Source organism: Clostridium frigoris, from assembly GCF_018861865.1.
GTDB classification, from domain to species: Bacteria; Bacillota; Clostridia; order Clostridiales; family Clostridiaceae; genus Clostridium_AD; species Clostridium_AD frigoris.
In genome coordinates, this window is record NZ_JAHLDV010000045.1 from 1 (window position 1) to 21,420 (window position 21,420).

At 30.3% G+C, this 21,420-nt stretch carries 26 protein-coding genes and 2 pseudogenes; 17 read left to right on the top strand and 11 right to left on the bottom strand.

Features of this window, described 5'->3' with window-relative positions; translation table 11 throughout:
* Positions 1-105 precede the first annotated feature (105 nt).
* The 6 genes from KPL37_RS15075 (at position 106) to KPL37_RS15100 (ending at position 5,630) form a co-directional block, all read left to right on the top strand.
* Positions 106-1,554: a DEAD/DEAH box helicase gene (locus KPL37_RS15075; RefSeq protein WP_343216288.1), complete on the top strand. Its 1,449-nt coding sequence runs from the start codon at positions 106-108 to the stop codon at positions 1,552-1,554.
* A 37-nt stretch (positions 1,555-1,591) separates the two neighbouring features.
* Positions 1,592-1,918, top strand: coding sequence for a hypothetical protein (locus KPL37_RS15080; RefSeq protein ID WP_216150681.1), 327 nt, complete (start codon positions 1,592-1,594; stop codon positions 1,916-1,918).
* A 1,264-nt stretch (positions 1,919-3,182) separates the two neighbouring features.
* Positions 3,183-3,503: a recombinase family protein gene (locus KPL37_RS19840; protein ID WP_216150683.1), complete on the top strand. Its 321-nt coding sequence runs from the start codon at positions 3,183-3,185 to the stop codon at positions 3,501-3,503.
* Entirely contained in the window at positions 3,500-4,420 is a 921-nt protein-coding gene (locus KPL37_RS15090) for a recombinase family protein (protein ID WP_216150685.1), read from the top strand. Before KPL37_RS19840 ends, KPL37_RS15090 begins: the two co-directional genes overlap by 4 nt.
* A 35-nt stretch (positions 4,421-4,455) precedes the next feature.
* A complete protein-coding gene (locus tag KPL37_RS15095; protein ID WP_216150687.1) occupies positions 4,456-5,325 on the top strand; it encodes a KilA-N domain-containing protein in 870 nt (289 codons plus the stop codon).
* Between the two features lie 44 nt (positions 5,326-5,369).
* Entirely contained in the window at positions 5,370-5,630 is a 261-nt protein-coding gene (locus KPL37_RS15100) for a hypothetical protein (RefSeq protein ID WP_216150689.1), read from the top strand.
* Positions 5,631-5,987: 357 nt separating this feature from the next.
* Here the strand turns inward: KPL37_RS15100 and KPL37_RS15105 are convergent, their stop codons facing one another.
* Both KPL37_RS15105 and KPL37_RS15110 read right to left on the bottom strand, forming a co-directional pair.
* Positions 5,988-6,629 carry a DUF4397 domain-containing protein gene (locus KPL37_RS15105; RefSeq protein WP_216150691.1) on the bottom strand — a complete coding sequence of 214 codons (642 nt, stop codon included), beginning with the start codon at positions 6,627-6,629 and terminating at the stop codon, positions 5,988-5,990.
* A gap of 97 nt (positions 6,630-6,726) precedes the next feature.
* Positions 6,727-7,356 (bottom strand): hypothetical protein, encoded by a 630-nt coding sequence (locus tag KPL37_RS15110; protein WP_216150694.1) that lies wholly within the window; start codon positions 7,354-7,356, stop codon positions 6,727-6,729.
* A 315-nt stretch (positions 7,357-7,671) separates the two neighbouring features.
* On the opposite strand from KPL37_RS15110, the gene KPL37_RS15115 reads away from it, so the two are divergent.
* The 5 genes and pseudogenes from KPL37_RS15115 to KPL37_RS19850 all read left to right on the top strand — a co-directional run.
* Positions 7,672-7,947 carry a hypothetical protein gene (locus KPL37_RS15115; RefSeq protein ID WP_216150696.1) on the top strand — a complete coding sequence of 92 codons (276 nt, stop codon included), beginning with the start codon at positions 7,672-7,674 and terminating at the stop codon, positions 7,945-7,947.
* Between the two features lie 127 nt (positions 7,948-8,074).
* Positions 8,075-8,317: an ice-binding family protein gene (locus KPL37_RS15120; protein WP_216150698.1), complete on the top strand. Its 243-nt coding sequence runs from the start codon at positions 8,075-8,077 to the stop codon at positions 8,315-8,317.
* A 22-nt stretch (positions 8,318-8,339) separates the two neighbouring features.
* Entirely contained in the window at positions 8,340-8,660 is a 321-nt protein-coding gene (locus tag KPL37_RS15125) for an LPXTG cell wall anchor domain-containing protein (protein WP_216150700.1), read from the top strand.
* A 54-nt stretch (positions 8,661-8,714) separates the two neighbouring features.
* On the top strand, positions 8,715-9,059 hold the full coding sequence (locus KPL37_RS19845) for a hypothetical protein (RefSeq protein WP_246578313.1): 345 nt from the start codon (positions 8,715-8,717) through the stop codon (positions 9,057-9,059).
* Positions 9,060-9,071: 12 nt separating this feature from the next.
* Positions 9,072-9,308: pseudogene (locus tag KPL37_RS19850) on the top strand (sortase); the annotation flags it as partial.
* Positions 9,309-9,437: 129 nt separating this feature from the next.
* Here KPL37_RS19850 and KPL37_RS15135 read toward each other — a convergent pair.
* Genes KPL37_RS15135 through lpdA form a run of 6 tightly spaced genes read right to left on the bottom strand, consistent with a single transcriptional unit; the run spans position 9,438 to position 13,195 of the window.
* On the bottom strand, positions 9,438-9,842 hold the full coding sequence (locus KPL37_RS15135; protein ID WP_216150702.1) for a putative zinc-binding protein: 405 nt from the start codon (positions 9,840-9,842) through the stop codon (positions 9,438-9,440).
* A 1-nt stretch (position 9,843) separates the two neighbouring features.
* Positions 9,844-10,245, bottom strand: coding sequence for a putative zinc-binding protein (locus tag KPL37_RS15140; RefSeq protein WP_216150705.1), 402 nt, complete (start codon positions 10,243-10,245; stop codon positions 9,844-9,846).
* Positions 10,238-11,089, bottom strand: coding sequence for a putative zinc-binding protein (locus KPL37_RS15145; protein ID WP_216150707.1), 852 nt, complete (start codon positions 11,087-11,089; stop codon positions 10,238-10,240). Before KPL37_RS15145 ends, KPL37_RS15140 begins: the two co-directional genes overlap by 8 nt.
* Positions 11,082-11,375: a 4Fe-4S dicluster domain-containing protein gene (locus KPL37_RS15150; RefSeq protein WP_216150709.1), complete on the bottom strand. Its 294-nt coding sequence runs from the start codon at positions 11,373-11,375 to the stop codon at positions 11,082-11,084. Before KPL37_RS15150 ends, KPL37_RS15145 begins: the two co-directional genes overlap by 8 nt.
* A 2-nt stretch (positions 11,376-11,377) precedes the next feature.
* Positions 11,378-11,758, bottom strand: a complete 381-nt coding sequence (locus tag KPL37_RS15155) for a hypothetical protein (protein WP_216150711.1) — start codon at positions 11,756-11,758, stop codon at positions 11,378-11,380.
* Positions 11,759-11,800: 42 nt separating this feature from the next.
* On the bottom strand, positions 11,801-13,195 hold the full coding sequence (gene lpdA / locus KPL37_RS15160; protein WP_216150714.1) for a dihydrolipoyl dehydrogenase: 1,395 nt from the start codon (positions 13,193-13,195) through the stop codon (positions 11,801-11,803).
* A gap of 448 nt (positions 13,196-13,643) precedes the next feature.
* On the opposite strand from lpdA, the pseudogene KPL37_RS15165 reads away from it, so the two are divergent.
* The 4 genes and pseudogenes from KPL37_RS15165 (at position 13,644) to KPL37_RS15180 (ending at position 16,754) form a co-directional block, all read left to right on the top strand.
* A pseudogene (locus KPL37_RS15165) lies at positions 13,644-14,740 on the top strand (MFS transporter).
* A gap of 90 nt (positions 14,741-14,830) precedes the next feature.
* Positions 14,831-15,820, top strand: a complete 990-nt coding sequence (gene lplA / locus KPL37_RS15170; protein ID WP_216150716.1) for a lipoate--protein ligase — start codon at positions 14,831-14,833, stop codon at positions 15,818-15,820.
* Between the two features lie 157 nt (positions 15,821-15,977).
* Entirely contained in the window at positions 15,978-16,271 is a 294-nt protein-coding gene (locus KPL37_RS15175; protein WP_216150718.1) for an ArsR/SmtB family transcription factor, read from the top strand.
* Between the two features lie 90 nt (positions 16,272-16,361).
* Positions 16,362-16,754, top strand: a complete 393-nt coding sequence (locus tag KPL37_RS15180) for a rhodanese-like domain-containing protein (RefSeq protein WP_216150721.1) — start codon at positions 16,362-16,364, stop codon at positions 16,752-16,754.
* Positions 16,755-16,897: 143 nt separating this feature from the next.
* On the opposite strand, the gene KPL37_RS15185 is transcribed toward KPL37_RS15180, so the two are convergent.
* The gene (locus tag KPL37_RS15185) at positions 16,898-17,128 is read right to left on the bottom strand and encodes a hypothetical protein (protein ID WP_216150722.1); all 231 of its coding nucleotides are present in this window, start codon (positions 17,126-17,128) and stop codon (positions 16,898-16,900) included.
* Between the two features lie 298 nt (positions 17,129-17,426).
* Between KPL37_RS15185 and KPL37_RS15190 the strand changes: the two genes are divergently transcribed.
* Complete coding sequence (locus tag KPL37_RS15190; RefSeq protein ID WP_216150723.1) at positions 17,427-19,085, top strand: oleate hydratase; 1,659 nt, start codon at positions 17,427-17,429, stop codon at positions 19,083-19,085.
* A gap of 50 nt (positions 19,086-19,135) precedes the next feature.
* On the opposite strand, the gene dhaS is transcribed toward KPL37_RS15190, so the two are convergent.
* Positions 19,136-19,696, bottom strand: coding sequence for a dihydroxyacetone kinase transcriptional activator DhaS (gene dhaS, locus KPL37_RS15195; RefSeq protein ID WP_216150724.1), 561 nt, complete (start codon positions 19,694-19,696; stop codon positions 19,136-19,138).
* A gap of 124 nt (positions 19,697-19,820) precedes the next feature.
* Positions 19,821-20,681, bottom strand: a complete 861-nt coding sequence (locus tag KPL37_RS15200; protein ID WP_216150725.1) for a YitT family protein — start codon at positions 20,679-20,681, stop codon at positions 19,821-19,823.
* Between the two features lie 260 nt (positions 20,682-20,941).
* Here KPL37_RS15200 and KPL37_RS15205 point away from each other — a divergent pair, with 260 nt between their 5' ends.
* Positions 20,942-21,400: a MarR family winged helix-turn-helix transcriptional regulator gene (locus KPL37_RS15205; RefSeq protein ID WP_216150726.1), complete on the top strand. Its 459-nt coding sequence runs from the start codon at positions 20,942-20,944 to the stop codon at positions 21,398-21,400.
* Positions 21,401-21,420: the final 20 nt, after the last annotated feature.

Below are 21,420 nucleotides of genomic sequence, written 5' to 3' on the forward strand. Positions count from 1 at the left end.
TTTCTTCAGAATACCCAATTTTACTCACCATGATATCTTTCCCCTTTCGTAAAGCCTATACTGTATAATATACTATATTTCTCTCTACGACAACTATCTTAACACATAGGGCCATTAAATTATCTACCAAGAGATTTTTTTGATTTTATAATTATAGATGAGGCACACCATTCTACTGCAACAACATGGGTTCAAACATTGAAACATTTTAATTCAGCAAAAGTGGTTAAAGTTACTGGTACACCGATAAGAACTGATGGAGAACAGATCGCCGGTGAATTAGCATATTCATATAAACTAAGTAGTGCTATGGCAAATGGTATGGTTAAAAGTTTAGAAAACTTCAAATACGTACCAGATGGATTACTACTCACAATAGATGGAGATTTCAGTAAAACACTTACAGTGGATGAAATACTAGATATGAATTTACACGATGAGGATTGGGTAAGTAGAACTGTTGCATATACACCAGAATGTTCAGAAAAAATTGTTGACTTGAGTTTAAAATATCTAAACGCTAAACTTGAAATAAGCAAACAGCCACATAAGATTATTGCGGTTGCTTGTAGTATTGCCCATGCCAAACAAATAAAAGATATATATGAAAGGAAAGGATATAGAACTGCGCTGGTGCATAGTGATATGAAAAAAGAAGAACTTGAGCAAGCATATTCCGATATAGATAACCATAGAGTTAGTGTGGTTGTAAATGTTTCAAAGTTAGGAGAAGGATATGATCATAGTTACTTATCCATTGCAGCTATATTTAGGCCATTTAGGCATCAACTACCATATGCACAATTCATAGGCAGAATATTAAGGATTATACCGGATGCTGAATTGGCATTAGATAATGTAGGCCAAATAGTATCACATAAATTTCTTGCATTAGACAAGCTATGGGAATATTACAAGCAACAGATGGAAGAAAGTGAATTAATAAAAGAGCTTAAAGATATTGATGTTATGCCAGATGATAAAGAGCATCAATATAATTATGAAAAATCAAAAGGTATTAGTTATGGAATAGCAAAAGAGTATGGTGAAGGAACAGTAATTGCTGATAGATACATGACTACTGAAATATTAAAAAGAAGAAAAGCAGAAGAAATAGAAAGAGAAAAGAAAATAGATAAATTACAAAAGTTGTTAAACGTTGATAGGGAAAAAGCGAAATCAATGATTGATACAGCTGAAAGCGATGATAATCAGGCTAAAAGACCTGATAAATATTATGCAAATAAGAAACATGGTTTTGATACTTATATAAAAAATGAAATTGTTCCCTACTTAATTAATAAATTAGTAATAGATAAGGAAAGTACAAATTTAAAAGACTGCCAATTATTCTCTGGTAAATATCGATGGATTATAAGTAAAATTAAAAATAATGGAGGATATTTAGCGGTATATTTCACACAGTTTACTAATGATATTATTGGAAAGGTAAGAGGTGATTGGAAAGTAGAGGAATTTGATAGGGCTAGGGATCAGTTAGATAATCAAGTAATGTATGTTAAAGATATAATTTTGGCGTATTTAGAGATTTAATATATGATATAATTAAAACATATAAGAGAGGTGTATTATGAAAAAACATGTAGAGCAATTATATGAATTAATGTATTCTCCTATAATAACACCATATAATTTACTTGAAAATGCAAAGTTAGATAATTATTCATATGTGAATTATTATAAGGGTGTACGTGGGTTAATAGCTGAGATGAAGTGTATAACAAAATATAATCAAGAAGCAGTATTTTATTATCTATTTGATGAAAATGACCACTTATACAAAATTGAAAGAGAAATGTGTAAGGAGAAAGAAATAATGTTTGATCGTGAAGAAGAAATTGTGAGAGTAAAAATTGAGCGTATAGATGATGAAGACAATAAAAGAAAAGTTGTATAAGTGACCTTTATAGGTCGCTTATTTTTTATGGAGAAATAAATGTTAAATCATACAAATGAAATAATTGTTATTAGATAGGTGCAATAAAAATTGATTTATATATTGTAAGGTGGGAGAGTTTAATAACTACGTTCCATTATTAACTTATTATTCAAAACTTGTGCTTTTTTAATTTAAATGCAATAGTTTTGGAATGTACTATTCGTGTTTGTTTTACGTAAAAGTACATAAGTATGCAATAGAGTATGACAAAGATATATTGTATAAATGTTGATATACAACGTTTTACAAAATATACTCTAAGTTAAAATATGCTATCAACCATACTACAAAACAGCTGGAAGGATGTTCAGCTCAGATTCGATGCTTACGTTCTAAAAAAATACTTGTATAAAAATATAGAACGATATAGGAAAAAGAAAAGAATATGAGGTATAAAGATAAAATCAGGCATTAAAGAAGGACATAGAAGGCATGTAGAGGCATTGTAAAGTGTTAATTGATACAATTCTACCTTTAGAAATAAGACACCTTAAGATGTGCGTAGATGTGTTTTCGATAATTAATAAAAGGGACATTTTATTTTGTCTCTTTTTTTGCGTCTTATAGGTTAGAATAAACATGTATAATTTAAACTTAGATAAAAAGTAAAATGGCTATTCGTAACGGCAGAAAGGCTTTTTGAACCTGATAAAAACCATTTCTTTAGAATCTGAAGATTGTGAGTTCAATTGGGTATCAGTTGATGGTTATGTTACTATTTTAGATTTTATTATTGGGTACTATTTGGGTACTAATAATAAAAAACGGTACCCGATTATAATATAAGATACTATAAGGTAATAGCATATAAACGTTGATATACAATTGGTTAGTAAAACTTACTAAATGTTAATATAAGCAAACTAACGCACTCGTAACGCGTAGGTCGAGGGTTCAATCCCATCAGGTATGATAAATCTATTAATATTTTTTTGCTAAAAGTTATAACTATAATATTAATGAATAGTGAAGGAAGAATACCAATGTTTTTTACAACATGATATTCCTCTTTATTAAAGTATCTTATGCCTATGACCCTTAATGGAAATTGTACATTTCATCCGGTACGGTTCGCCTCCACCAAGATAAGTAGACAGATTAATTAAAAGAACAGGTTATTGCAGACTTTTAGCAATAATCTGTTCTTTGATTTTTATAAGAAAATATGTGATAATTAAATTAAGAATCACGTTTGTAAAAACAAAGATGAGGGAGTGATAAAGTGGATAAAAAAGTTCAAAAAAGAATTGCATTTGGATATAATAGAGGTTTTTCAAATAATATAGAAATTAATGAATTACAGGCTATGACTGTGAAATTAATATATGAACTATATGCTGATGGAGAAAGTATGGGAAGTATCTCAGCTAGGTTTGAATCTTGTAGCATTCCCTCACCTTATAATAACCCTAAATGGGGAAAGCAGGCGATATCAAAGATACTTTCTTATGAACGTTATATAGGAGATGAAAATTATCCTAAAATTATAGATGAAGAATTAATTAATAGAGTTCAAAGAGTTAGATTAGAGAAAGCTAAATGAGAGTAGTTAAAAAAAACATAAATATTCATACACCACCACCTTATAAGATTTTAAAAGTGGCTGCATACTGTAGAATTAGTACCTTACATGAGGATCAGCTATGTAGTTTAGAAAATCAAATATCATATTATGAAAATGAGATAAGGAAAAATAAAAATTGGAAATTTGCTTGCGTATACGCTGATAAAGCTTCTGGAAGAGATATAACCAAGCGAAAAGAGTTTCAAAAAATGATTTTTGATAGTAAAAACGGTAAAATAGATTTAATCCTTACTAAGTCCTTAAGTAGGTTTGGAAGAAATACATTAGATACACTAAAAGTTTTAAAGGAATTAAAGGAGCTAGGAGTAGACGTTTATTTTGAAAATGAGAAGATATATCTATTACAACAAAAATCTGAACTAATGCTAACAATATATGCGGCACTTTATCAAAATGAAAGTGAAGAAAAGAGCTATAATATAAGGTGGGGAATTAAAAGAAGTTTTGAGAGTATAGATACAAAATATCAAAACCGCATTTGTTACGGATATTGTCATGATAATGATGGTAAATTAATAATAGAGCCAGCTGAAGCGAGTGTTGTGCAGAAAATATTTGAAATTTATATAACAGGAGCTAGTTTAAGGAAGATAGCTTTTGAATTAAATTCAAGAGGAATTGTTTCACCTAGAGGATTTAAAACATGGAGTTGTGAAACTATAAATAAGATTCTTTCAAATGAAAAATATGCCGGTAATGTTTTACTTCAGAAAACTGTAGTAAAAGATTTTTTTAGTGGGAAGCAAATGATAAATAGAAATCAAGATAAATACTTAATTACGGGATGTAATCCTGTGATTATTACTGAAAATAAATTTAATCAGGTACAAACAGAGAAGATGCGTAGAAAAAGTGATAAATCAAAAAAATATTGATAATAGTTTAGGAAAATAATCGTGAGGTGTAAAAAATGGCTAAAAGTAAAGAATTTAAAGCAACTATAAATGCTAATGGAGCTGAAATTTCTGTTGTTTCAAGTGGTAGTGAAGATGATTACATAAGTTTAACGGATATTGCTAAATACAAGAGTGATGAGCCTAATGATGTTATTAGAAATTGGCTTAGAACCAGAGATACAATAGAATTTCTTGGATTATGGGAAAAAATGAATAATCCAAATTTTAAACCCGTCGAATTCGAAGGGTTTAGAAATGAGGCAGGTAAAAATTCATTTGTATTGTCACCTCAAAAATGGATAACTGCAACAGGCGCAATTGGTATTGTTTCAAAATCTGGTAGGTATGGAGGAACCTTTGCTCATAAAGATATTGCTTTTGAGTTTGCTTCATGGGTCTCACCAGAATTTAAGCTCTATATAATAAAAGATTATCAGAGATTAAAAGGTGATGAAAATAGCAAATTATCTCTTGAATGGAATGTTAATCGTGTGCTTTCAAAATTAAATTATAGAATACATACTGATTCCATTAAAGAGAATTTAATTTCTAATGACTTAACCAATAAGGAGATAGCATTTACTTATGCAAATGAGGCAGATGTGCTTAATGTTGCTTTATTTGGAAAGACAGCAAGGGAATGGAGAAATGAGAATCCAGATGCAAAAGGAAATATAAGAGACTATGCTACAATTGAACAGCTTATAGTATTGGTAAATCTAGAAAATTTGAATGCAAATTTTATTGAAAAAGGAATGGAACAAAGGCAGCGGTTAATGGATTTAAATAAAATAGCTAGAACACAACTAAAATCATTACTCAACAATAAAAATATAAAGGCTCTTAAGGGTTTAAATATAAAACAGATAGGTAGTGACAAGTAAGTTTATAAGAATTGTAAGAGAATATTTAGTATGTGAGGGTGGACATGGATGTTAGTGGAATAGTACAAAGATTAAAGGAATTTGCTAAGTTGGCTGAGGTAAATTATGGTTATGAAATTGAAGAAATTATTAAGCTTAGGGTAGAAGATGGAGAGAGAATAGAAACTTTGTTAGATTTAATTCTAGATTGTTGTTTTGATAAAGAAGTGCTTATTATTTATAAAAAACTTGTAAAATATTATTATGGTATTAATGAAGTAGCGGCCATTTCTTATATTAATGCTTATCGTGAATTATATGAGTAGAACTATAAGTTTAGAATAAATTTTGTAGGGTGTGCACATTTTAGCAGAAACCCCATACAAATTAGTGATATTAAAATTTACGCTCCTTTTGAAAAACTCGCTAAATTGTATCAAAATTATAGTCCTTAGACAATGAAACCCACAACTAATTAATTAGTTGTGGGTTTTCTTATGCATTAATTTAATGCGATTAGTGTGATGGGTTATGGACAGCTATCTAAAGGAGAAATGAAGATACATCTTGGATAAAATACGACATATGATGTTAATTTTAAGTACAATAATATTGGATATACAGTTGTAAGGACTGGAAAAATAGAAACTAAGGTAACCTTAAGTAATACCTTAGTTTTCTTATTATCTTGGTTCTAATACCGCTATAGCCTCCAATGCTGGAGTTTTTCCAACTAGACCAAGTGCATATATAGTATAGTAATTATCTGCACTTAGTTTGATATTAGGAACAGTTAATACTACATTGTCAGTACCAGTAGGGCTGACTTTGAAGGTATATGTTCCTTCAGGAACGTTAACGTAATTTGTAATACCTTTATAGGCAACATTATTGAATACTTTTGTACCATCAGTTAATTTTATATCAACAGCTGGTGCGTTTGGAGAAAGATGAATAAATCTTACACAAGCTTTACCAGATGCCTGAGCAGTGATTGGTTCTTGAATTGGGAATAAACTAATATTGGGAAGAACTCCTATTGCGGCTATATTAGTTACAGTATTTTCAGGTATATATACATTTGTATTTATAACAGGGTTTGTCATTTGTCCTGAAGGGTAAACTTTAATATTGTAGTTGCCAGAAGGAACAGGTAGATATTGTGATAATTCCTTATAAGCAAGACCTTTCACAATAAGATTTTCGTTTGCATAAACATCTACAACTGGTGAATTAGGAGAGGCATGGGATACTCTAATATAAGAATTCATTTGCATAGCTCTGTAAGAATTATTTGTAATATTAGCATATGGACAATAAAACATTTATTATCTCCTTAATATTTTTATCAATATTATAATATGAAATAAATATTATAATGTTCAAGCTAAATTTTTTACATAAGTTTCTTTCTATCTGTTTTTACTCGTATTTCTGTAATAGTCTAAGCACTTCAACGGATGCAATAAACTTTCTCTGATCATCATCACTGTCCATAGCATTTTTTATATTATCTATAGCCTTTGGTAGTAACTTTATCAATACTTTATGTAAATCAGTATGTTCGTTATTAGGATCAGTTTCAGATAAAAAGGCCTTAAATTCATCTATACGATGTTTTAGATGGGCAACATAATTTTGTGCACCTAACGATTTCCGAACAGTTTCAGGTAAACTAGCCCTGCTAATAGGATGATTTTTATTAATAAATTCAACTTTTCTTTGATGAGGATAACCATCATCTACCTTAGTCGAATTATAATAATATTCACTTGTAACTTTGGCTATATATACTTTATCTCCATAGGGTATGATACATAAATCGTTAACCTGGATATTATTCACAAAATGGTTTATAACACCAAGGGTTACATTTGAGCAAGAATAGTTATTTTTAGAAAGCTCTGTAAGAATTGTGCTTTTAGGCATACCATGTAAGTCAAGTAAGTTACTCCAACCTATTGCAATTATATCGTTTTCTAAAAACTCTTTTAACCGATCAGTTTTTCCAGGATTGGTTCTTACTAGCCATAAATCATTAAAATCTAACAATATAAAACCGCCTTCCCAACATTTAAATAGTATTATATTACTTTATAACTAACCTGACTAAAAGTCAACAAAACCGAACTAAAACTTAATTTTAGCTATACCTAAAATTAAGTTTTAGTTATTAAATAGTGCAATTTAGTTTAAATTAATACATCAACTATTGTCACTTAATACAGTATTTAGTTGGAATTTAGTTAAGTTTAGTTGACACTTTGTTAATTTAGTTATACAATAGTATTGCTAAATTAAAATATGAAAGGGGTTAATAAATTATATATTAGTATAGAATATAGAAAGTAGTAGGGGGAATTTAATATGTATAAACTTACAAGGAGTTTTTTACAAGAAATACTTGAAAAGGATGGTAAGGCCATGGTGTCTGTACAGAGGCAAGCATCAAAAAGTGATATACAGGAGACACATGATAAAGAAGATAACCTAATAGCAGAGACTATAGTGATTTCGGGCGCAATGGAGAAAGTTTTACTCGATGCACTTAGAAAGTTAAATAAAACAGAAATAGATAAAGATGTTATTTCAGAAATAGGGAATAAGGAGCAAGAGTGGAAATTGGAAAGGGATAGATATTAAAAGAAATAATAAAAGACAACTAAACTTGAAGTTTTTAGATAGTGAAATGTTAAATAATATATACGAACATAAGTTTAATAGAGAGGGTAATATGAAAATTATTGTTGATAAAAGAGGCTACAAGTAAATGATTATAAATGTTGGCGGCAATGTTGGTGTGTATCCCGGTACTGCTTTCACTGGCAGGGCAAGTACAACGATAAGTGGAAATGTACATTTGGCTGATAATGCTGTAATTAAAGCAAAGGATGACTTAGTAAGTGCATATGATGATGCCGCAGGTAGAAAACCTGTAACTCGTATTCCAAGTGAGCTTGGTGAAACTTCCTTGAAACCTGGGGTATACGATTCAGCAGATGGAACTTTTTAAATAACAGGTAAACTTACTTTAGATGCTGAGAATTCCATCATCAAAATATGGAAGTACCTATAACTTGGATGCAGGTACTTATGTAATTAGTGAAGATGCTATTCCTGGATATACCATAAGTTATAAAGGTAGCAATTCTAATGGTAAAATAACTATATCTCCTGGCGATAATAAAACCGTAATTATTACTAGTAATGATAATTCACCTAGGGGAATTACGCCTACTATTACAGGTGGACAACTTCCGAATACTTCTTCTCATTTATATGAGATACTTCTTATAGGGGCTACTTTAACGATATTAGGAATACTAGGTTTAAGAAAAAGAAAGAGTTATGAATAAGAAAAAACTATCAGGAGCAAACGTTCGCTGGTTACGGTTTTATCGCTGGGATTTATGCTTCTAGGCTTAGGGTTTATATTTTGGTCAGTATGTGGTATATGGACACAGACCCATTATTCTAATCAGGAAAGTATCACCACCCAAAAAATATTTTCCAATAATAAGACTGTAAGGGACGTTAATGGGAAATCGGATACTTTTAAACCATTGTCTCAAGCTGATAAACCCATTTATCCAGTATATCCAGCGGAGGGTGGCAATATTGGAAGTCTTACTATCCCGGCCTTAAAGCGAAAACTAACCATGATGCAGGGTACAGGGGATAATGAGTTGAAGATGGGTGTAGGACACTTCTACCAAAGTGTACTTCCTGGAGAAAAAGACAATTGTGTTATTTAGGGACATAGGGAGACAACCTTCAGACAATTAAATAAATTGAAGGTAGGGAATCCACTCATTGTGCAGACATCAGCAGGCACCTTCACCTATAAGGTTAGCGGCACTCGAATTGTCCATAAAGATGACAAAACGGTGATTGTACCTACGAAAAATGCTGTTCTCACTTTGACTACTTGCTACCCATTCAATTTTATTGGGAATGCTCCAGACCGTTATATTGTATCAGCAGTTTTAGTAAAAAAAGAATAAACGCGGAAAAATGGCATTATATCAATGATTACAGAGTATTATGAAATATATATAGATTAACTATAATATGGAGAATTAATAAAGCATTATTAACAAAACCCACAACTAATTAATTAGTTGTGGGTTTTCTTATTTTGACACTATCTTATCAAAATGCTTACAAATTTCTGCTGCAACTTTATCTACCATTTTATACTGTTCCTCTGTTAAATATTTAGAGGACACAGTCTTACAAAGAGCAATGTCTTCTCCTAATATATGTGATACAATAACAGTAGCACTTACTTTTCCGCTATACTTTTCTGTAGCTCTTCTAGCACAACATTTACTACACCCATCTACTGTAATGACTGGATACTCTTTTGCAAAAGCTCTTTCTTCTTCTCCACCTGTAAGATAAAGTGGAAGGCAAAGCGTAACTGTTTGATCTTTTCGGAGCTCTTCAAGCATTTTTCTAGTTGCAAGTCTTGAAATAGTTCCACCAAGACATTCTTCACCACTACAAGATAATACTCCAATATTTGAATTAGCCATACTATTTCTCCTCCTTTATAATTTCATCTATTTTAACGCAAACTTTAGCGCATAACTCATCTACTATGTTAAAGCCTTCTTCAGTGAGAGCTGTACCAGTACCCGCATTTACGCCTCTGTGGTTTTTCATTTCATCCACAGTTCTATATTTAGCTTTTACTATTCCGCCTGCAAGCTCAACATTTTTAGCAGCACAAAGCATAGGGCAACCATCTATGGTTATACAAGAAACTCCTTCAATCTTTTCTTTAGCTTCTGCATCTCCAGTTACTATATGGGCAAGACAAACTGTTTCAGTTACACCCGGTTTTAATTCATTTGTAATTTCCAAAACTGCTTCTCTTGCCATTAGACCATATACCTTACCTATACCACTACAAGACAAAACTTTTATTTTAGACATGAAATTCATCCACCTTTCTTTTTAATACTTCAAAATATTTAGTAAAGTTAAGAAGGAAATCTTTATCACTTTCAAAATCCGATAATTCTATTTCCGCTATCCATCCTTTTTCATATGGATTTTGATTAATAAGTTCGGGTGCTGCTAGAAGGTTTTCATTAATAGCTGTTATTATGCCGCTTACAGGGCATATAACTTCAAATACAGCTTTCCCAGACTCTACATTGCCTACTTCATCAAATTGTTCTATTTCACTTCCCACTGTTGGTGGAGTGAAGAACATTATATCCGAAAGACTTTGTTGAACTAAATCTCCAACACCTATTCTTGCTTTATTTCCTACAACATAAGCCCAACAATCATTTTCATTGAAATAAAAACCTTCCTTTGGAGTTCTAAAGGTAAACTTATCTTTTTTATATACATCATATTCAATGTTTTTAGGAATTGAAAAAGAATTTTTACTTTCAACTTTTTCTTCTGCTTTTATTAGCTTTTTATTTATAATATTAACAAGGTTTAACTCATTTTCACCAAGTCTTAAGCTTTCAGTAATTGTAATGTTATTTGCTTTTGCTTCATCACTTATGTTGATTTTTTCGGTAATTTTTAAGCCTTTTTCTGAGGCAAGTTTACTTGCACATCTTGAGGCACAACCATCAATTACTAAAAGAGGTTTTTCCTGTGAGAGTTTATTATACCTTGAGTCAGCGATTCTGTATAATACAGGGCATATGATTTTACTCTCTGTGGTTTCGGAAAGTTTTAGTGCAACTTCCTTTGAAATACAACCAGCACATTTATCAAGTCCATTACAGGGAAGAATAGCATAAGATTTACTCATTAGGCGTTAGCTCCTTTCTTGTTTTCTTAATTTTGGTTGTAGTTTCTTTTTTATGTGGGAAAGTTATGGCATCCTCGCCACAAGTTTTGCCACAAGCCCTACAGAATACAACACAGTTATCAGGGTTTTTAACTATAAGTTTTCTAACTTCATTTTCTCTTATTTCAAAAACATTATGAGGACAAAAATCAGAACATTCATTGCAGAAATTACATTTATCATAATCTATTCTTGGACTCCAATCTATTGTATCTCTTGGAACACCCATAAAAGTTGATTCACTCATAATTATTCCTCCTCCTCAAAACCTAAGTCTTTTAATGCGTTTCTAACTACATCAAAAGCTTGTTCGTTTGTCATGGCTCTAATGTCTAGCATAACTGCATCCTTTTCCACATCTAGTCCTGCATCTTTAAAGGCTTGAATAAACATTTTTTTTTGCATATTTGGAGCGCAGGCACCTATTACTACTTTTCTGCCAGCTTTTAAATAGTCACTAAGAAATCTGTCTCCATCTTCCTCACAAAGTTGAGGGTGAATAATACCATACTCAACAGGGAGCTCCACTCTAACTTGATTAATAAAGTCCCATATATCCATTGCTTGAAATCCAGGGCACTTTCCTGTACATACACACATTATAAAACCGGGTAATTCTTTTTCTTCCATAATAAAATCCTCCTTGTTTTTTTGTATATTATAAAGACATTCCTATAGCTTGTGTAGTGGTTTTCCTACAGCATCAGCACAGGCTTCCCATATTGCTTCACCTAAACTTGGATGTGGATGAATCATATCAGCTAATATATCAGCTTTAGCTTTTAATGTAATAGCAAGAGTTATTTCCGATATTAGTTCAGAAGCATTAATACCAAGTATTTGACAACCAATAATTATATTGTCTTTATCAACTATAATTTTCACAAAGCCTTCTCTTTCACTTAATGTCAAAGCACGACCATTGTTTCTAAAATCAAATCGTCCTACTTTTATGTCTATATGGAGATTTGTAGCTTCTTCTTCATTAATACCAACAGACGCAACTTCAGGGTTTGTATAAACACAGGCAGGAACAGCATTATAATTAACTCTGCTTTTTATTCCCAAAGCATTTTGCGCAGCGACTTTACCTTCAGTGAAAGCAAGGTGAGCGAGAAGTTTTTCTCCAATAACATCACCAGCAGCATAGATTCCTTTGATATTTGTTTCCATGTTTTCGTTAACTAGGATGGCACCATTTTCTATGTTAAGACCTAAATTTTTAAATTCTTCACAAGTCGAGTTCAACTTCCGCCCTATGGCAACTAAAACCTTTTCGCATAACGCAGAGGAGTCTTTGCCTTTTTCAAGGTATATTACTTCAAGTGCATTTTCAGACTGTTTTATTTCTTTAACTGATGTTGATAACTTGAATTTTATTCCTTGTCTTTTCATGATTTTAAGTAACTCAGTGGATATTTCTTTATCTTCATTTGGAAGTATTTTATCTTTCATTTCAATTACAGTAACTTTACTGCCGATAGAACTAAACATGGTTGCGAATTCAAGACCAATCGCACCGGAACCAATTATCACTATTTTTTTAGGGATTTCAATAAGATTAAGGGCATCAGTGCTGGTTATAACGCCAGCGAGATTAATACCATTTATTTTGGGGATTAATGGTTTAGAGCCAGTAGTAATAATTATTTTTTCTGTAGAAACTTCTGCTTCACCATCTAAAGTTGAAACTATAATTTTTTTAGGGCTCTTGATATAACCCTTACCTTTTAAAATCATAATTCCTTTTGCGGGTAGTAAATGTTCAAGTCCCATATTTAAATTTTTCACCACTCTACTTTTTCTCTCATTAGATATGTTCAAGTTTATTGTTGATTCATTACTATTAATTCCAAATTCTTTTGATTTTTTTATAGTAGAGTTAACCTCAGAAGTTTTAAGAAAAGCTTTAGTTGGTATACATCCTTTATTTAAACAAACTCCTCCTAATTCGCTTTCTTCTATTAGTACAACCTTGGCACCAAGCTGTGTTGCTCTTATCGCGGCAACATAGCCTGCAGGGCCACCACCTAATATAGTGATTTGGGTATTTAGTTTGTGTTCCATATATAATTCACCTCCTTTTAGATAACTATATAATTAAATAATTATTTAATTATAATATAATACTACTACTCTATTTGTGCATAGTCAATATTAAAATACCTTTGTACCTTTGTACCTTTGTATCTAAAGATTTAGGGATTTCAAAGAATTTTAAAGCACTTATTGCTATATCAATTGTCCTTTTTAAAGAAGAATATTTTAAATCTTTATTGGAGCTTGGTCGACTATTATGGGCTACGGGTAAACACATTGAAATTTAATTGTAGCAAATATATTGATTTTAGAATATTAATAGATTATAATATAATTAATTAATTATATTATTATGTAATAAATGGTTTAGTATAAGAAGAAATTTTAATAGAAAAAGGGGCGTTATAAGATGGAAAAGAAGAGTATAAATAAAAATAGTATTGTTCTATTGTTAGGACTAGCAGGGTTTATTGTTATGGCAGATAACTGGGTAGTATCACCCATACTACCTGCAATAGCTGAAAATTTAAATGTTGAAATAGCAAAAGCGGGGTTATTAATTACAGCATATATGATTCCTTTTGGGATATTTCAAATAATATTTGGCCCATTAGCAGATAGATACGGTAAAAACAAGTTATAACTTTTTCCTTAATTATGTTTACAATTGCAACTGGTTTATGTGCATTAGGTACTTCACTAACTAATTTAGCAATATATAGAGGACTTACCGGAATTTTTGCAGCCTCAGTAATGCCAATTTCCCTTGCCCTTATTGGTGATGTGTTTCCTATGGAAGAGAGGCAACAAGCTATAGGAACATTTATGGGGATATCATTTTTAGGTCAAGGATTAAGTATGGCCATAGGAGGAACTATAGCATATTTTTTAAATTGGAAAGGTGTATTTATAGCTTATGCGGTTCTTTCATTAATACCAATGATACTTCTAATATCAAATTATAAAAAATTACCTTCAGAGAAAAATCCTAATAGTGAAATATTAAAACCTTATTTTAGACTTTTATCTAATTCAAAAAGCTTGTTTACTTATTTAATCGTTTTATTAGAAGGAATATTTATAGTAGGAAGCTTTTCATATATAGGCTCATATATTGCTAAAACCTATCATTATAATTATTTTAAAATAGGTATGATTTTAACTGCGTTTGGAGTAATGTCTGTTATTGGAGGGAGATTAAGCGGAAAGCTTTCTAAGAAATTTGGACAGAAGAAAGTTTTAAGTGCAGGACTATTATCTGCAGCAATTGCAGATACAATAATTTTCTATTTTGGCAGTAATATTTACTTATTAATTTTAGGCGTGGCACTACTTGGATTAGGATTTATTTTAACACACTCAACACTACTTACAAGAGCAACAGGATTCGCACAAAAATCAAGAGGTGCAGCAATGTCATTAGTTGCCTTTTGCTTCATGGGTGGTGGTGGAGTTGGAACTGCTATTGGTGGGAGAATTATACTTGCCTATTCATTGAATAGTTTGTTTATTATATATGGACTTGCACTATTTATAACACTTATATTAAGCAATTTATTAATAAAGGATTAATAAAGGATTAATAAAAGATATTTAAAATGAAAATTGATGTGTACCATATAGACTAGACATCAATTAGATTGTATTAAGGAGGTCAAAGACATGATAAATGTTATTAATAATTCTAATAACCCATATTTTAATCTTGCTCTTGAGGAATATTTTTTAAAATATAAGGATTTAAAAGATGATGTTCTGATATTGTGGCAAAATGAACCTGTTATAGTCGTTGGAAAAAATCAAAACACCTACGAAGAGTTAAATTTCGAGTATGTAAATTCAAATAATATAAAGGTAGTAAGAAGGTTATCTGGGGGTGGAGCAGTATACCATGATTTTGGTAATCTTAATTTCACTATAATTGAAACAAATTCAAATATACACAAAAATGACTTTTCTTTTTTTGCACTACCGGTAATATCGTGTTTAAGCAAACTTGGGGTTAAGGCAAGTTTTAGTGGAAGAAATGATATTTTAATTGATGGTAAAAAATTTTCCGGTAACTCACAATATTTTTGCAAAGATAAATTGCTCCATCATGGAACACTTTTATTTACAAGTGACTTATCAATGCTTTCTAAGGCTTTAAATGTAAAAAAAGACAAATTTGAATGTAGGGGAATTAAATCGGTTGGGAGCAGGGTTGCAAACATTAGTGATTTTGTTAATGATAAGATATCAATTAAGGAATTTAAAGATATGCTTTTGGGAAGTATCTTTGAAGATAGAAATGAGAAAGCAAAAAATTATATACTAACAGATGATGATATTAAAAAAATAGATGAATTAGTAGAAAATAAATATGGTACATGGAAATGGAATTTTGGAAAATCGCCTAAATTTAATTATGAAAAAGAAATGAGGTTTGGTGCAGGTAGTGTATCTATTAAGATGAATGTACTAGATGGATTTATTAAGAATTTTAAAATATATGGAGATTTTTTTGAGGAAAATACTATCGAGGAATTAGAAGCACTATTTTCAAATAAAAGGTTTGATCTTATAGAAATAAAAACTATTATAGATGGTATTAATATATCGGATTATATTCTAAATATAAATAATGAAGATTTTGTTAAAATGTTTTTATAGTACACTGTTAGATTCTTTTAACTGTTACCATAGAATTGAAATAATCACAAAACTAATATATAATATATACTATATAATTATTTAATTAAAAGGTATAAACTTTAAACGAAGTATTAAATGTAATTACATACCTTTAATACTACAAGGAGGAAGAAAATTGAATCAGGATGAATTGGCAGTAAAAATATTTAAGGCACTTGGAAACCCCGTAAGATATAAAATAATGCAGTTCTTATGTGATGGTCCTAAATGTGTTTGTAAACTAAATGAAAAAATTGAATTTAGCCAGGCAAATCTATCTCAGCATTTAAGAATTTTAAAAGATGCAGGATTGGTTAAAAGTGAGAAGGTTGGACTTGAGGTGCATTATAGGTTATATAATAATGATGTGAAAGATATTATTGAACATGTTAATAAATATGTTTTTGGATATGTAAATAATATAAAATAAGAATAGATTATTTATACTTTCATCAGTAAAAAAATGTATGTTAGTGAAATTGTAGTAATACATTAATATTAATCGAAAGAAGGGAAAAGCATGAATAATATATTAACCATAATATTAATTCTCTTAATAATCTATATAATGTATCCTAAGATAATTATTAAATTTAATAAAAATGTAAAAAATGTTTCTGGAAAGGAAGCTCTTAAACTTATACGCGAAAATAAGGACCTTATTGTTTTAGATGTAAGAAATAAAGGTGAGTACCAAACGGGACATATAAACGCTTCTAAACTAATTCCAGTAAATGAACTTTCCTCAAGGATTTCAGAGCTAGAAAAATTTCGAGGCAAACCAATTTTAGTGCACTGTGCGTCAGGTGGTAGAAGCCCCAAAGCAGTTAATGTGTTACTTAAAAATAAATTTGGTCCAATATATCATATGAATCACGGGCTATCAGGGTTTAATGGGAGGCTAAAAAAATAACTTGTGATTTTTATTACAGTAAAAAAGGGTGTCTCAAAAGACCAAATTACGAATTATATAAAATTTAATATGTATTTATAATGTAAAAAGCTATGGAATGAAGGTATTAAACCTAAAATCCATAGCTTTTATTGGTAATTGCGCTATACAAGAATCCACCATTCTTCACCTTCATTAAATAACTCAATTGCTTTTCCGTCAATATTGCATTTATATCTGATCGCATTGTTAAAAAGTTTCATACTCCTAATTGGATCTTTTATTTCAAATTTTTCTTCGTTGTAAGTCAATTCAAAAGGTATATCCCATCCATTATCATCAGGATTACTTTTAACCACAACTAACATTTTTTCGTTTTTATTTCCCCAAGCCATAACATCAACCTCCTTTGTTAAATTTCTATCTTCTTAGTACCATTATAATACACTTTAAGTAATTTATCAGTGAAAAATGTGTACTTTAATATAATTTGGGGTTAATGGAAATATATGAATGTAAAAATAAAAGATATTTGAGATAAAGTTATACATCTTTATGATAATGTGAGTTTTTGGGACAGAGTATCAAAATTGATTATTTAACATTTTATAAATAAGAATTATATTATAAGCATAGCGAGTACGTATAGATCAGTTGTTCAAAAATATTAATATAAAGAGAGGATGATTAAAGATGGAATCTAATTGCGAGGAAAAGGTAGATGTTGAAAGAACAAATGCTTATATGGTTGGTGCTGGACTTGCATCATTGTCTGCTGCAGTATTTTTAATTAGAGATGGACATGTTCCAGGAAAAAATATTCATATATATGAAGAATTAAATGTAACAGGTGGCAGCATGGATGGATATGGAGATGCTACGACGGGTTATGCAAATCGTGGTGGAAGAATGTTTGATGAGGAAGCATATACTTGTACTTTTGGAGTAATGGAAAGCATTCCTTCATTAACTGATCCTAAAGTTTCAATACTTGATGAATTTAATGCTTTTAACAAAAAAAATCGTACTTATTCAAAAGCTAGATTAATAGATAATGAAGCTAATATATTGGAGTCATCATGTTTAGGATTTAATCGCGAAGATAGAATGGCTTTAGCAGATATGATGATTAAACCTGAAGATACTTTAGGTACAAAAACTATTACAGATTGCTTCCCAGAATCATTTTTTAAAACAAATTTTTGGTTTATGTGGACTACAACATTTGCATTTGAGCCTTGGCATAGTGCTATAGAGTTCAAGAGATATCTTCATAGATTTATCCATGAACTACCACATCTAAATGATATGTCTGGAGTACGTCGTACACCATATAATCAATATGATTCCATGTTATTACCTATGACTAAATGGTTAGAATCACAAGGTGTTAATTTTGAACTTAATTGCAGAGTAACTGATTTAGAATTTAAACCATCAGATATGCAGACAACAGTTACAGCATTTAAATGCGAAAAAAATGGAAAGGAAACTAGAATAGAAGTTGGGGAAGGTGATTTTGCTTTTGTTACTATTGGTTCATTAACAGCTGGTAGTAGCCAAGGCTCAATGACTACAGTTCCAAAGATTAATGACAAACATGTAGGTGGAACATGGGATCTTTGGGAGAAAATCGCCCAAGGTAGACCACAGCTTGGTAAGCCAAAAGTTTTTGATGAACGTGTTGAAGAATCAATGTGGGAGTCTTTCGTAGTTACACTTAAGGATCCAACTATGGTAAATAAAATAATAGAATATTCAGGAAATCAACCAGGAACTGGAGCTATGATGACATTTAAAGAATCTGGATGGTTTATGTCAATTGTTTTATATAAGCAACCACATTTTCTTAATCAACCTGAAAATGTACAAACCTTATGGGGATATGGTTTATACCCATATGCAAAAGGTGATTTTATAAAGAAGAGAATGGTAGATTGTACAGGTGAAGAAATATTAACTGAGCTATTATATCACTTGAATTTCGCCTGTGATATGAAAAAAATCCTTAAAACATCTATTTGTATACCTTGTATATTACCTTTTACAACAGCACAATTTTTAACTAGAGCAAAGGGCGATAGACCACAAGTTATTCCAGAAGGTTCAACTAACTTAGCATTACTTGGTCAGTTTTGTGAAATAGAAGATGATATAGTGTTTACTATGGATTATTCTGTAAGAAGTGCACAAATTGCTGTTTATAAATTCCTAAATCTAGATAAGAAAGTTACACCTATTTATAAAGGACAATATGATGTTCGTGTATTATATAATTCAGCAATGAAAATTTTGAAAGATGATAATTTACGTGAAAAAATTGGCTTAGTAAAGTCAATGATGTTAAAATAATTTCAAAGGACAGCAGATAAGTCTTTAATAATAAGACTCATCTACTGTCCTTATTTTGCATACATATTCAAAGCATGAGGCATAGTACCTTCAAGTACATTTCTAATTCCATCAACTAATATTTCGGGTGATTCTTTCATGCCATGTTTAATCCATTGACTGGTTGTTCCTACAAAAGCGTGGCTATAAAAATCAGCAATAAATTTTTTGTCTTTGTCTAAAATGTTCATTTCAATGGATAAATCATCAATAGCATTCATAATAATTTTAAAGCAAAATTCAAAAAAATATTCGCTAAATGCATTTTGACCAGGAGTATTAAGTGCATTAATATAAAAGGATTTATTTTTCATTAGGTATAATAAAGTTCTATAAGTACCTTCAGTCCAGTTTCCATAATTCTTACAATCAGCTATACTTTCTGAAACCTCAGTATAATATATCCAATTTACAAGGTCAAACTTATCTTTAAAATGATAATAAAATGTTTTCCTACTAAGTCCACAGCTGTCTGAAATTTTTTGTATTGAGATTTTAGCTAATGGAACTGTATCCATTAACTGCTTAATAGAAACAGCAAGGGCTTTTTTTGTTATTAATGATTCTGACATATTATCAATCTCCTATAAAAAATTGTTCTGAGTACTTGTAGGTTGGTTAGGATAGTCCATATCCAAAGTAAACTTATGGATATTTAATATTGTATAAATATTCTACAAATAAATTTAATTCAGTTTATATAAGGTGTCTATATCCCTTTCCTTCGACCTCTGATGCATCGGCAATAGTTAAAAAAGCCCTTTCGTCAAGAGTTTTAACTATGCTTTTTAATTCGGGCAATTGCGATAGAGGTATTATGCAGTAAAGCATTTTCTTCTGACTTTTAGTATAAGCGCCTTCTGCATAAATATTAGTAACTCCTCTATGTAATTGTGTCATTATTATATCTGCAATTTCTTCTTCTTTTTCAGTAATAATAAATACTAATTTCTTTTGACCTAAGCCTTTTACCACATTATCAAGTACGAGAGAAGTAATGAACATAGCAATTAATGTATACAATGCAATAGGAAGTCCAAATATAAAACTACTGACTGAAACAATTAATAAATTCACAATAAAATTTATTTTACCTATATTAAAATTTGTATACTTTTTTTTAATCACCATTGAAACTATATCGAGACCACCAGTTGAGCCATTGTGAGCAAATACAAGACCATAGCCAAGTCCACAAACTACTCCTCCATATAAACAATAAAGTAAATTATCATTTATATGTAAAATGTTAGCTACAGGATGTGTAAAAATCAAAGAAAGAGATAAAGTAACTGTACCAATAACAGAATAAATAGTAACCTTCTTATTGAGTTTGAATGCGCTTAAGATGAATAAAGGAATATTTAGTAGTAGTATTATGTACCCAGCTTGTACTTTGAATAAATATTGAAAAATGAGAGCTATGCCAGTAGTACCTCCGCTTAGAAGTTTGGAATGTATTAAAAACATATTAACGCCAATAGATCCTAGGAAGCTTCCAAAAATAATAAATGAAACATCCACAACGTTATCCTTATTAAAAATTTTCATATTCATGTAACTCATCCTTTGTTTTTAGAAATTTTATTTTTATTGTTTGATTTATAATTTAATAATATAAATATTTTTCATTTAATTTTAACACAAAGGTTTTAAATCGTACACATATTAACTAATATATTGTCAAAAATTTATCATTTTTAGGTACTACTTGCATTAATGATTTACATAAGTTATTATAGATAATATATTAAATGTTAATGCATTAATTATTAACATATTAACTATAAGCAAAATTTATATAGGGGGCTAATAAATTGAATGATAGCACAAAAATAATGGAATTACTAAAAGAAGTTAATAATTTGATGGATAAAGGATTAAAAAGATATTTTTCAAAATATGAAATAACTGTTACACAACTAGCAGTCGTAAATATACTAGCAAAGAAAGAAATGGTAAAACTTAGTCAATTTAGTGAAGAATTGAAGATAACACCTACTGCTGTTTCCCTAATTCTTGATCGTCTCGAAGCAAAAGAAGTAATTGAAAGGGTAAGAAGCAAAGCGGATAAAAGAGTAGTATATGCAAAGTTATGTGATAACTTTAAACGTACACATGGAAATTTGGATAGCAATGTAAATTCTTTTTTAGCACTATTACTTAGTACTAAGAAGGAAGAAGAAATACAGAAAATATTTGAGGGATTGGAATTGTTAAAAAACATATTGGAATCTAGTGAGAATATTATATCAGATCATATCAGTTTAAATTAATAAAAAAGGGGTAATAAAGT